Annotated in this window: 8 protein-coding genes; 7 read left to right on the top strand and 1 reads right to left on the bottom strand. The window is 71.2% G+C overall.

Annotation, left to right across the window (positions count from 1 at the left end; genetic code table 11):
• Positions 1-181 precede the first annotated feature (181 nt).
• The 7 genes from AB0J87_RS39800 to AB0J87_RS39770 all read left to right on the top strand — a co-directional run bounded on the left by AB0J87_RS39800 (position 182) and on the right by AB0J87_RS39770 (position 10866).
• Positions 182-2524, top strand: coding sequence for a glycoside hydrolase family 3 N-terminal domain-containing protein (locus AB0J87_RS39800; protein WP_363974523.1), 2343 nt, complete (start codon positions 182-184; stop codon positions 2522-2524).
• Positions 2521-3504 (top strand): ABC transporter permease subunit, encoded by a 984-nt coding sequence (locus AB0J87_RS39795; protein WP_350727790.1) that lies wholly within the window; start codon positions 2521-2523, stop codon positions 3502-3504. The genes AB0J87_RS39800 and AB0J87_RS39795 overlap by 4 nt, the downstream gene beginning before the upstream one ends.
• Positions 3501-4376, top strand: coding sequence for a carbohydrate ABC transporter permease (locus AB0J87_RS39790; protein ID WP_355195813.1), 876 nt, complete (start codon positions 3501-3503; stop codon positions 4374-4376). The genes AB0J87_RS39795 and AB0J87_RS39790 overlap by 4 nt, the downstream gene beginning before the upstream one ends.
• Before the next feature lie 27 nt (positions 4377-4403).
• Entirely contained in the window at positions 4404-6041 is a 1638-nt protein-coding gene (locus tag AB0J87_RS39785) for an extracellular solute-binding protein (protein ID WP_363974519.1), read from the top strand.
• On the top strand, positions 6041-7552 hold the full coding sequence (locus AB0J87_RS39780; RefSeq protein ID WP_363974516.1) for a hypothetical protein: 1512 nt from the start codon (positions 6041-6043) through the stop codon (positions 7550-7552). The genes AB0J87_RS39785 and AB0J87_RS39780 overlap by 1 nt, the downstream gene beginning before the upstream one ends.
• Entirely contained in the window at positions 7549-8235 is a 687-nt protein-coding gene (locus AB0J87_RS39775) for a DUF624 domain-containing protein (RefSeq protein WP_363974513.1), read from the top strand. The genes AB0J87_RS39780 and AB0J87_RS39775 overlap by 4 nt, the downstream gene beginning before the upstream one ends.
• 87 nt (positions 8236-8322) lie before the next feature.
• Positions 8323-10866 (top strand): hypothetical protein, encoded by a 2544-nt coding sequence (locus tag AB0J87_RS39770; protein ID WP_363974510.1) that lies wholly within the window; start codon positions 8323-8325, stop codon positions 10864-10866.
• Here the strand turns inward: AB0J87_RS39770 and AB0J87_RS39765 are convergent.
• Positions 10828-12765 (bottom strand): alpha-glucuronidase, encoded by a 1938-nt coding sequence (locus AB0J87_RS39765; protein ID WP_363974507.1) that lies wholly within the window; start codon positions 12763-12765, stop codon positions 10828-10830. The genes AB0J87_RS39770 and AB0J87_RS39765 overlap by 39 nt on opposite strands.
• Between the last annotated feature and the right edge of the window lie 17 nt (positions 12766-12782).

Genomic DNA, 12782 nt, shown 5'->3' with positions numbered 1-12782 from the left:
ATCCGGAAACTTTCTGGAAATGCGGGCGTCGAATGCTGGCCTGACCCTGCGGTGATCAGCACGAATATAACAGTTTGCACCCTCTTGACACGCCGAAACCTGGACCCATAAGTTGCCGCAATATTAACGGGAATTCCTCGAAAGTTTCGGCAGCAGGCCGGCTAAGAGCCGAAAGGGTGGCATGAGGGGCCAGGTACCAATCGACAAGTGGCGGGACACGCGGCTGACTGCCGCCGAGCGGGCCGGGGTGCTCATCCCGCTCATGACGCTGGAGGAGAAGATCGCCCAGCTCGTGGGCGTCTGGGTCGGCGCCGACGCGTCAGGGGGAGGCGTCGCCCCTCACCAGGCCGACATGGCGGGCGTGGAGTGGAGCGACGTCATCGCCCACGGGCTGGGCCAGCTGACCCGCCCGTTCGGCACGGCACCGGTCGATCCCGTCGCCGGCGCTCGCTCGCTGGCCGCCTCGCAGGCCCAGATCGTGGCCGCCAGCAGGTTCGGGATCCCGGCCCAGGTCCACGAGGAGTGCCTGACCGGCTTCGCCGCCTGGCGGGCGACGGTGTACCCGGCGCCGCTGAGCTGGGGCGCCTCCTTCGACCCCGAGCTGATCGAGGAGGTGGCCGGGCGGATCGGCCGGTCCATGCGGGCAGCCGGCGTCCACCAGGGCCTGGCCCCGGTCCTCGACGTCACCCGCGACTACCGCTGGGGCCGCACCGAGGAGACGATCGGCGAGGACCCCTACCTGGTCGGGACGGTCGGCGCGGCCTACGTGCGCGGGCTCGAGGGCGCGGGCCTCGTCGCCACGTTGAAGCACTTCGCCGGCTACTCCGCCTCCCGGGGCGGCCGCAACCTCGCCCCCGCCCACATGGGAGGCAGGGAACTGGCGGACGTGATCCTGCCGCCGTTCGAGATGGCCCTGCGCCTGGGCGGCGCCCGGTCGGTGATGAACTCCTACGCCGAGATCGACGGCGTCCCCGTCGCGGCCGACGAGGAGCTGCTGACCGGGCTGCTGCGCGAGGAGTGGGGGTTCGCGGGCACGGTGGTCGCCGACTACTTCTCCATCCGGTTCCTGCACAAGCTGCACGGCGTCGCGGCGGAGGCCGCGGACGCGGCCGGGCTCGCGCTGCGGGCCGGGATCGACGTCGAGCTGCCCACGGTGGACACCTTCGGCCCTCCGCTGATCGAGGCCGTGAAGTCGGGACAGGTCGACGAGGCGCTCATCGACCGCGCGCTGGCCCGGGTGCTGGCGCAGAAGGCCGAGCTGGGGCTGCTCGACGAGGACTGGCGGCCGCTGCCCGGCGATGCCGCCGACGTGCGGCTCGACGACGAGGAGAGCCAGGAGCTCGCCCTGCGCCTGGCGCGCGAGTCGATCGTGCTGGTGCGCAACACCGGCGGCGTCCTGCCGCTCGCGCCGGGCCGGCGGGTGGTGCTCGTGGGGCCGGTGGCCGACGACCCGATGGCGATGCTCGGCTGCTACGCCTTCCCCGCGCACGTGGGCCCGCACCTCGAGCACGGGCTCGGGCTCGACCTCCCGTCGCTGCGCGAGGCGCTCGGCGCGCTGGTCCCCGATCTCGCGTACGAGCCGGGCTGCGAGATCACCGGCGACGACACCTCCGGGATCGCGGCGGCCGTCGCCGCGGCGGCGGAGAGCGACGTGTGCGTGCTCGCCGTCGGCGACCGGGCGGGGCTCTTCGGGCGCGGCACCTCCGGCGAGGGCTGTGATGCCGCCGACCTGCGCCTGCCGGGCGTGCAGTCAGAGCTGGTCCGGGCGGTGCTGGCGACCGGCACCCCGGTGGTCCTGGTGCTGCTGGCCGGGCGGCCGTACGCGCTGGGCCCGGAGTTCGACGCGGCCGCGGCCGTCGTCTACGGCTTCTTCCCCGGCCAGCGGGGCGGCCGGGCGCTGGCGGAGGTGCTCACCGGCGCCGTCAACCCGACCGGTCGCCTGCCGGTCAGCGTGCCGCGCGACGCCGGCGGCCTGCCCGCCACCTACCTGTCGCCGTGGCTCGGGCGCCGTACGCAGGTGTCGTCGGTGGACCCGACGCCCGCGTACTCGTTCGGGCACGGGCTGAGCTACACCACGTTCGAGTGGGAGCTCCTCGACACGGGCGCGGCCGAGTGGCCGGTGGACGGCGAGGTCACCGTCGGGGTGAGCGTCCGTAACACCGGATCGCGGGCCGGCGCCGAGGTCGTCCAGCTCTACCTGCACGACCCGGTCGCGCAGACCACCAGGCCGGTGGTGCGGCTGGTCGGCTACGCCCGCGTCCCGCTGGAGGCCGGGCAGGCCGCTCGCGTGGAGTTCACCGTCCCGGCCGACGCCGCGTCGTTCACCGGCGTGCGCGGCCGGCGCATCGTCGAGCCCGGCGACGTCGAGCTGCGCTTCGGGCGCTCCAGCGGGGACGCCGCGACGGACCCGGCGACCGGTGCCGTGGCCGCCGTGCCGCTGCGGCTGACCGGCGCCGAGCGCGAGCTGGGGCACGACAGGAACCTGCTGGTCACGGCTCGTATCACACGGGAAGGAGCGGGATGAGCACAACGTCGTTGGACAATCCGCCGCGAGACGCGCGGGCGGCGGGACCGGCACCCAGCCGGCGCAGACGGGCCAAACCCGGCACCTGGCGGCACGCGATCCGCCGCGACTGGCAGCTGTACTCGCTGGCGATCCTGCCGCTGCTGTTCTTCGCGATCTTCCGGTACCTCCCGATGCTCGGCAACGTGATCGCCTTCCGCAAGTTCGAGCCCGGCGGGAGCATCTTCGGCGAGACCTGGGTGGGCCTGCGGTACGTGAAGATGTTCCTGAACGACCCGTCGTTCTGGACCGTGTTCGCCAACACGCTCATCCTCGGCGCGCTGACCCTGCTGTTCTGCTTCCCGCTGCCGATCGTGCTGGCGCTGCTGCTCAACGAGGTGCGCAACCGGCGCGTGAAGCGGTTCCTGCAGTCGGTGTCGTACCTGCCGCACTTCCTGTCGATGGTCATCGTGGCCGGCATCGTCATGCAGATGCTGGCCATCGACGGGCCGGTGAACCAGATCGTCAAGGTGTTCGGCGGGGAGCCCACCGCGTTCCTGCAGAAACCCGAGTGGTTCCGCACGATCTTCGTCTCGTCGGAGGTCTGGCAGACCGTCGGCTGGGGCACCATCCTCTACCTGGCCGCGCTGACCACCATCGACGAGCAGCTCTACGAGGCGGCCCGGATGGACGGCGCCGGACGGTGGCGGCAGATCTGGCACGTCACCCTGCCGGGCATCCGGCCGACGGCGATCACGCTGCTGATCCTCAACATCGGCACGTTCATGGCCGTGGGCTTCGAGAAGGTCCTGCTGCTGTACAACCCGCTGACCTACCCGACGGCGGACGTGATCTCCACATACCTGTACCGGATGGGCGTGGAGTCCAGCAACCTGAGCTACGCCGCCGCGATCGGCCTGTTCGAGGCCCTGGTCGGCGTGGTGCTGATCCTCTCGGCGAACCTGATCTCCCGCCGCACAGTAGGGACGAGCCTGTGGTGACCCTCGAGAAGACCCGTGGCTACCGCGCCTTCCAGGTGGTCAACGCCGTCATCCTGAGCGGCGTCGTGATCGTGACGCTCTACCCCTTCCTCAACATCCTCGCCCGCTCGTTCAGCGAGGAGCGCTACATCGTCGGCGGGCAGGTCAACCTCATCCCGCGCGGGTTCAACATCACGACCTACAAGCTCGTGGTGTCGGACCCGACATTCTGGACGAACTACGGCAACACGATTGTCTACACCGTCGTGGCCACGGCGATCGCCATGCTGCTGACGACGTGCTACGCGTACGTGCTGTCCAAGAAGCACCTCAGGGGCCGCACGTTCCTGATCTGGGTCGCCGTCTTCACCATGATCTTCTCCGGCGGCCTGATCCCCAACTACGTGCTGGTCAACGGCCTCGGGCTGACCAACTCCATCTGGGCCATCGTCCTGCCCAACGCCATCAGCGTCTTCAACCTCCTAGTCATGAAGGCGTTCTTCGAGGGCCTGCCGCAGGAGCTGGAGGAGGCCGCCGCGATCGACGGCCTGAACACCTACGGCGTCCTGTGGCGGGTGGTGCTGCCGCTGTCGAAGGCGGTCATCGCCACGATGGTGCTGTTCTACGCGGTCTCGTTCTGGAACTCGTGGTTCACGGCGTTCCTCTACCTGAACAAGACCGAGTTGTTCCCCGTGACCATCTACCTGCGCAACCTCATCGCGGGCGCCACCGGCGCCGAGTCCGCGGGCGCGTCGCTCAGCGAGGCGTCGGCGGCGGCGGCCAACATCCAGTCGGTGACGATCATGCTCACCGTCGTCCCCATCCTGGCGGTCTACCCCTTCGTGCAGAGGTACTTCGTCTCGGGCGTCATGCTCGGCGCGGTCAAGGGTTAACCACTGTCCTCCCGAAAGGATCCCCCCATGCAGCACATCTCCCGCCGTCAGGCACTCCTCGGGCTGGGTGCGCTCACTCTTGCCGTCGCCGGCTGCGGCGAGGACGCGGCTCCGAAGAAGGCCGCCGACGTGTCCGCGAACAAGGCGGGCGCGATGGCCAACTACGGAGTCAACCAGCAGTTCAAGGCCACCGAGCCGATCTCGTTCGACGTGCTCTACAACAACCACCCGTTCTACCCGGACAAGAGCGACTGGCTGTTCTGGCAGGAGCTGACCAAGCGGACCAACGTGACGCTCAAGCCGGTGGAGGTGCCGCTCAGCGACTACGAGAAGAAGCGCGGCCTGCTGGTGGGCTCCGGCCAGGCCCCGCTCATCATCCCGAAGACCTACCACCCGGCCGAGGAGGCGTTCGTCTCCTCCGGCGCCATCCTGCCGGTCAGCGACTACTTCGACCTGATGCCCAACTTCAAGGACAAGGTCGCCAAGTGGAAGATGGAGCCGGAGCTGGACACCCTGCGCCAGGCCGACGGCCGCATCTACCTGCTGCCGGGGCTCCACGAGGAGATCTGGGCCGACTACTCCCTGGCCGTGCGGACCGACATCCTGGAGAAGCACAAGCTGGAGGTCCCGAAGACCTGGGACGATCTCTACACCCTGCTCAAGGCGCTGAAGAAGGAGTACCCGGACCTCTACCCGATGACCGACCGGTTCGGTGTCCCCACGCCCGGCGGCAACATCTTCAAGCTCGTCGCCCAGGCCTACGGCGCCAAGGGCGGCTGGCAGTACCAGCACGCGACCTTCGACGCCACGGCCGGCAAGTTCGTCTACACCGGCGCGATGCCGCAGTACAAGCAGATGCTGGAGTACCTGAACAAGCTGGTGAAGGAGAAGCTGCTCGACCCGGAGAGCTTCACCCAGCAGGACGAGCAGGCCAAGCAGAAGTTCAACTCCGGCAAGTCGTTCGTGATCAGCGCGAACGCGCAGTCGATCGTCAACGACTACCGCCCCACGCTGACCAAGCTCGTCCCCGGCGCCAAGGTCGCCAAGATCCCGGTGCCCCTGGGCCCGGTCGGCGAGTACAAGATCGACACCCGGCTCGAGAACGGCGTCATGATCTCCAAGAAGGCGCTGGAGAACAAGAACTTCGTCGCCATGATGCAGTTCATCGACTGGCTCTGGTACTCCGACCAGGGCGAGGAGTTCGCCAAGTGGGGCGTCGAGGGCACGACGTACACCAAGGACGCCTCGGGCGCGTTCAAGCTCGCCAAGGACATCGACTTCGTCGGCCTCAACCCCGGCGCGCCCAAGCACCTGCAGAAGGACTTCGGCTTCTCCAACGGCGTGTTCGCCTACGGCGGCACCACCAAGCTGCTGAACTCCACCTTCTCCGAGGAGGAGGTGGCCTTCCAGGACGTGATGAACGCCAGGAAGGGCTGGCCGGTCGAGCCGCCGCACCCGTTCAACGACGAGGAGCGCGAGCAGGCCACGCTGTGGGAGACGCCGCTGAAGGACTACGTCACCCAGCAGACGCTCAAGTTCGTCCTCGGCGAGCGTGACCTGAGCGAGTGGGACGCCTACGTCAAGGAGCTGGAGGCCAAGAACATGACCTCCTACATGAACCTCGTCAACTCCGCCTACGAGCGCTTCAAGAAGGACCACGGCTGATGCGAGTGCCCTCGGAGGCCTCGGGACGGCTGTCCGACGCCTGGCGGTTCTGTGTCGGCACCGGCCGCTTCGAGCTGGCGCTGCGCCGCGACTACCAGGACTCGCTGGCGCTGATCCAGCGGGAGATCGGCTTCCGGCACATCCGGGGGCACGGGCTGCTGAGCGACGGGGTGGGCGTCCACCAGCCGTACGAGTACGCGGGCGCGCGGCACGTGCGCCACTCGTTCACGTACGTGGACCAGGTGATCGACGCCTACCTCGAACTCGGCATCCGCCCTTTCGTGGAGCTGGGGTTCATGCCCTCCGGGCTGGCCTCCGGCGACCAGACCGTGTTCTGGTGGCAGGGCAACGTCACCCCGCCCCGCTCCTGGCGGGAGTGGGCGGAGCTGGTGCGGGCCACGCTGGCGCACCTCGTCGACCGGTACGGGCTCGACGAGGTGCGCACCTGGCCCATCGAGGTGTGGAACGAGCCCAACCTCAAGGACTTCTGGCAGGACGCCGACCAGGACGCCTACCACCGCCTCTATGAGGTGAGCGCGCACGCGGTCAAGGAGGTGGACGCCTCGCTCCAGGTCGGCGGCCCGGCCATCTCGCCCGGCTCCGACGAGTTCCTCGTGCGCTTCGCCGACTTCGTGGCCGAGCATTCGCTGCCCATCGACTTCGTCAGCCGGCACGCGTACACCTCCGGCCCGGCCCAGCACGTGCCCTTCGGCGTGCACCAGACGCTCGCGCCGGCGTCGAAGCTGCTGGAGCAGTTCGCCACGCCGCGGCGGCAGCTCGCGGGCGGCCCGCTGGAGGGGCTGCCGGTGCACATCACGGAGTTCAACTCCTCCTACCGGCCCGACAACCCCGTCCACGACACGGCCTTCCACGCCGCCTACCTCGCCCCGGTGCTGGCGGCCGGGGGAGACCTGGTCGACTCCTTCTCCTACTGGACCTTCAGCGACATGTTCGAGGAGCAGGGGATCCCGACCTCGCTCTTCCACGGCGGCTTCGGCCTGCTGACCCACCGGCAGATCAAGAAGCCCACCTACCACCTGTACGCGTTCATGGCCCGGATGGGTGACCAGGTCCTGGCGCGCGGGGAGGACCACCTGGTCACCCGGGACGGCGACGGCCGGGTCACCGTGCTGGCCTGGGCCCCGGCGGACGTGACCGGCGCGCCTCCAGCAGACGGGCACGCCTTGCGGCTGTCGATCCCCATCGGGGAGGCCGCCTCGGCGTTCGAGCTGCGCTCGTCGGCGAGCGAGGAGAAGGGCAACGCGTGGGCGGCGTGGCGCGAGCTGGGCCGCCCGCGCTCGCCACGGCCCAGGGAGCTCGACGCGCTGCGGGAGGCGGCCGAGCCCGTGCGCTCCCACCGGAGCCTGCCCGTCGCGGACGGTCGCGTGGACCTGGATCTCCGGCTCGACCGCCACGAGGTTACGCTGGTCGAGCTCACACCGGTGGTGGACCGGACGCCGCCGTGGTGGGACGACAGGCGGCTGCTCGGCCTGGGAGAGGAGAGCCCATGAGCGAGGTGTCGGCGGGGCGGCGGTTCGGCGAGGGCCCGCTCTCGCGCGCCGCCACGCTGATCTACAGCCTGCTGGTGGTCGAGGGCCTGTTCCTCGTCGCGACCGCGCCCGGCCTGATCGCGCTGACCCTGCTCGGCGGCGACGCCGCCAACGTGCCGCTGGTGGCGGCCTGCGCGCTGCCGCTCGGCCCCGCGCTGTCCGCCGCCCTCTACGCGCTGCGCCATCGCAGCCGGGACATGACGGACCTGCATCCGGCGGCGGCGTTCTGGCGCGGTTACAAGGCCAACGTGCGCGGCGTGCTGAAGATCTGGGTGCCGTGGCTCGTCGCGCTGGCCGTCGTCGGGACGAACCTGGCGAACTTCGCCGTCGCCGGCGTCCCGGGGTGGTGGGCGGTGCTGCTCGTGCTCGTCGCGCTGGCGGCGCTGCTGTGGGCCGCCAACGCGCTGGTGATCACGTCGCTGTTCGCGTTCCGGGCGGTGGACGTGGCACGGCTGGCGTCGTACTTCCTCATGCGCCACCCGAAGGCCGCCCTCGGCAACGCGTCGCTGCTGATCGTGGCGGGCGGCATCACGATGGTCGCCACCGAGCTGGCGCCCGCCCTGCTGGCCTCGGCGTTCGCCGCGGCCCTGCTGTGGAACAGCCGCCCGGTGATCGCCGAGGTCCGCGAGCGCTTCACCGCCTGAGGAGTCGCGGGCGCGGATCGAGCCACTATCCTCAGCATGATCTCCCGGTGATCACCGGGAGATGAGAGCTGCGGAAGGTGGCGGGGCATGCCGTCAGTGCTGAGGCTGGGCGTGGTGAGCCTGCTGGTCGCCACCGTGTTCGCCGGGCTCGGCATGTGTGCCGCGGCTCTGGGCGATGCGGAAGTGCGGCATGCCGTGGAGACGGCTCCGCCTCAGGCCGTAGGCGTCACGGTCGCCGGCGTGATCAACGCCGGGAACTTCGCCGGGTTCGACCGGGCCGTACGGGAACAGACGGCCCTGGCCTTCGGCGGTGCGCCCACCGAGGTGACCACCTTGCTCCGCTCGGACGGCTACACGATGCCGGGCCAGGAGAAGCTGAGGTACCGGCGGCCGGAGCGGCTCAGGTTCGGCAGTCTCGACGGATTCCAGCAGCACGCGAGACTGGTCAGCGGCTCCTGGCCCCGGTCGCGCACCGAGCCGGTCGAGGCGGCGATCTCCCAGGCCGCCGCCTCGTTCACCGGCTTCACGGCCGGACAGGTGTTCACCACGATCGGCCGTATCGACGCCGAGCCGGTAAAGGTCAAGATCACCGGGGTGTTCCTGCCCGACGACCCCTACGGGCCGCGCTGGGCCGGCGACCTGATGCTCGGCCGTGGCGTCGAGAGGGAGGGATACACCACCTACGGCCCGCTCATGGTGGATCAGGCCACCTTCCTCGACCGCTTCGCCGAAACGGTCGACGCCACCTGGACCGTCGTGCCCGACCTGCGCGGCCTGCCGGTCGAGCGGCTGCGTACGGCGGCCGCCCGGCTGCCGGACCTGCGGGAACGGCTCAAGGCGAACGGCTGCCCCGACTGCACGCCCGCCAGTGCTCTCCCCGGCACACTGGCCCGGATCGAGGCCGCCGCGCAGGCGGCCCGCTGGACCGTCCTGGGTCTGGCGGCGCTCCTGGCCCTGGCGCTGCTCCTCACGCCCGGGCCCAGGCGGACCGGCCGGGCCCTGGGCACGGCGGCGGTGGTCATGGGCTGCGCGTTCGTGGCCCCCTTCCTGACCCGCCTGCTGCTGTCCCTGGCGGAGGCCACGCCGTGGTGGCGGGCCGCGGGATTACGGCTGCCGGACCTGTCGGGAACACTCCTGGTGGCGATCCTGATGGCGCTGGTCGCGGTGGCGTGCCTGGTCGCCGAGGCGCCGAGGCCGGGGATACGGGCGCTCTCCGCGGGGATCGCCGCCGCGGTCGCCGTTCTCGCGATCGGTGGCGCCACGACCTGGCGCTCCTCGCAGGCGGACCAGGCCCGTCACCAGGCCGGTGCCGACGTGCGGCTGACCGGCCCGCCGGCGGGAGGCGAGCCGGGCGTCCTCGGCCGTGGCACCGCCTTCACCGCGCTGCCGGGTGTCACCGCCGCGGTGCCCGGACACCGCGATCGCGTCGATGTCGACCTCCGCTACAGCACCCTCCTCGGCGTCGACGCGAACCGCCTCGGCGAGGTGTTCCGGCTGCGGCCCGATCTGTCGGACCGGACGGTCGCGCAACTGGCGGCCGCGATGGTCGCCGGCCGTCCCCAGCTCGGCGCCCTGCCGCTGCCCGGCCGGCCGCGCACGCTCACCGTCGAGGTCGAGCGGTCCGACGGCTCCGTGCGGCTGCGCGTGGTGGTCTCCGACGCCCTCGGGGTCTGGCACGACCTGCCGGTCGCACCACTGCGCGAAGGCTCCGCGAAGGTGGACGTGGACCTCGCCGGCCTGGCCGGTCCGGACGGGAAGATCGCCTACCCGCTTGCCGTCCGGGGTTTCCTGGGCGACGCCACCGACGACTCCGCACACGTGATCACCGTGACCGCGCTGCGCGCCGACGGAGGGGAACTGGCCCTGCCCGCGGGTCAGCGATGGTCGGAAGGGACGGGAAGCGGCATCTTCTCGCTGAAGGTGAAGGACGGTGCCTCCGTCGTGCGGCCCGTACCGCTGAACGCCGCCCCCGCCCGGCCGGTGCCGATCGTGCTCACCCCCGAGCTGGCCGCCTCGGCGAAGCTCGCCACGGGCCGGACCGGCTCCATCTCGCTCGGACGGCGACCGCTCCAGGTCGAGCTCTCCGGTGTCGTCGAGCGCATGCCCGGCGTCGCTCTCGACTCCGCCGCCGTCCTCATGGACTGGCAGACCTTGCAGGCCTGGAATCTGGCCGCGGCACGGCCGCCGTTGCCCGCCACCGACTGGTGGCTCGCCGTGGACGGCGACGGGAACGCGGCCCGCGCGGCGGTGGCCGGATCCGGGTGGGACGTCACGGTGATCGGCTCGCCGGATCCGGCGGTCCCATCGCCCGTTCTGCTGGGCGGAGCGATCGCGCTGGGGCTGGTGGCCGCGTCCGGCCTCCTGTTCCGCGCCGCCGCCGCGGGCCGTTGGGCGGCCCTGTGGCACGCCGCCGGGGGCGCATTGCTGGGGCTGGGGCTCTGCCATGTCCTGATGCCCCGGCTCGTGCGTGCCTGGCAGGGCGGGCCCGTCACGCCCGACGTCGTGCCGGACGTGCCGTGGCCCGCGATCGTCGCCCTGCCCGTGCTGGTGGCGGCTGTGATCGCCGTCGCGCGGTCGTTCGCCGGGCGCTCCCTAGGGGATGCGCCTGCCGCGCGCGTCGGGGACGCCTGACTTGCGGAAGAAATAGGCGTTGATCTGGTCGCGCCACTCCTCGGCGCAGCGGACCTGCTCGTCGAGCCGCTCCTTGACCCGGGCGTACAGGTCCGGGTCGACCGCGCCGGTGCCGGCCAGCTTCTCCCAGTGCAGCCGCGTCTCGGCCGCCTCCTCCGCCCCCGCGAAGTGCGTGTCGTAGATGTGCTGGATGACCGTCGAGCCGCTGTGCAGCACGTGCCCGTACGGGACGTGGTGGAAGAACAGCAGCAGCTCGTCGGGGCAGCGCTCCAGCGACTCGTAGACGTCCGACCACGGCTGCGGGTACTGGCCGGTGAAGCCGGTGCCGGTGGCGCGCGTGCGGTCCACGCCCACGCCGTCGCGGTCGGCGAAGTGGTACGTGCCCCACGGCGTGTACTCGTAGCCGTCCACGTCCGGGCCGTAGTGGTGGCCGGGGCGCACCATGAAGCCGACGCCGAGCGGCGCGGTGTAGCGCTCGTACGTGCGCCACGACCCGTCCATCATGGCGTGCAGGGTGCGCCGCAGCGACTCGCCGGGCCACGCGAAGGTGAGGTCGATCCACTCGTCGAGGACGGCGGCCGGGTCGAGACCCGGGTCCCAGGCGAGGCGGCCGAACGCGTACAGGTTGGCCTGCGCGAGCGGGTGGCCGGTCCAGTAGCGGTCGTCGCCCACATTGGAGACCGCGACCAGGTCGCCCGCCTCGGCGACGTTCTCGAACGCGAGGATCTCGCTCCACATGGGGGCCAGGTAGCAGACGTGCCGCTGCTGGCCGGTGTACTCCTGCGTCACCTGCAGCTCCACCGCCAGGCGGGTCCCCTGCATCTCCAGGATCACCGGGGAGACCGGCTCGCGCGTCTGGAAGTCCATGGGGCCGTGCTTGACCTGCAGGATCGCGTTGTCCAGGAACCGGCCGTCGAGCGGGGCGAAGTGGTCGTAGGCGGCGCGGGCGCGGTCGGTCGAGCGGTCGCGCCAGTCCTGGCGGTGGTTGTAGACGAAGGCCCGCCAGTGCACGACCCCGCCGAAGGGGGCCAGGGCCTCGGCGAGCATGTTCGCGCCGTCGGCGTGGGTGCGCCCGTACGCGAACGGGCCCGGCTGGCCCTCCGAGTCGGCCTTCACCACGTACCCGCCGAAGTCGGGGATCGTCGCGTACACCTGCTCGGTGGTCCGCGCCCACCACGCCCGCACCCCCTCGTCGAGCGGGTCGGCGGTGGGCAGGCCGCCGAGCGCGATCGGGGAGGCGAAGTTGACCGACAGGTGCACGCGGATCCCGTACGGGCGCAGCTCGGCCGCGATCGCGGCCACCTCGCCGAGCCGGTCGGTCAGCAGGCGGGCCTCGGCGGCGTGCACGTTCACGTTGTTGATCGCGACCGCGTTGACGCCGGAGGCGGCCAGCAGCCGCCCGTAGGCGCGCACCCGCGTCAGGTCCGCGCGCGGCGCGCCCTTGTCCCAGAAGATCGAGCCGCCCGCGTAACCGCGCTCGACCTGGCCCATCACCGGGTGCACGTCGATGTTGTCCCAGTGGTCGAGCATGCGCCGGCGCATCGCGGGCCGGTGGTGCTCCGTCTCCCTGTCGGCCCCGAACGCGGCCTCGCCGAGCCGTACGACGTGGAAGAACCCGTACAGCATGCCGGCCTCATCGCCGCCGGTCACGGTCGTGACGCCGTCCCGCCGCGCGATCGCGTACCCGTCCGCGCCCTCGGCCGCGTCCAGGCCCAGCACCAGGTCGTACGGGCCCTCGGCGCCGTCGCCGTACCGGGCGCGGGCCCGCGTGACCTCCGCCCGCACGGTCTCGGCGAGCGGCCCGTCGGCCCGCACGAGGGTACGTCGGGAACCGATCGCCCGGAACGCCTCGGGCGGCAGCCACGCCGCGTGGACGTCGGTCAGTTCGGGAATGGTCACGAGGCTCCTTCGGTCGG

Origin of the sequence: Nonomuraea sp. NPDC049625, assembly GCF_040675285.1 — a bacterium.
Classification (GTDB): domain Bacteria; phylum Actinomycetota; class Actinomycetes; order Streptosporangiales; family Streptosporangiaceae; genus Nonomuraea; species Nonomuraea angiospora_A.
Note: the sequence above shows the minus strand (reverse complement) of the source record. Positions and strands in the feature narration are given on the sequence as shown.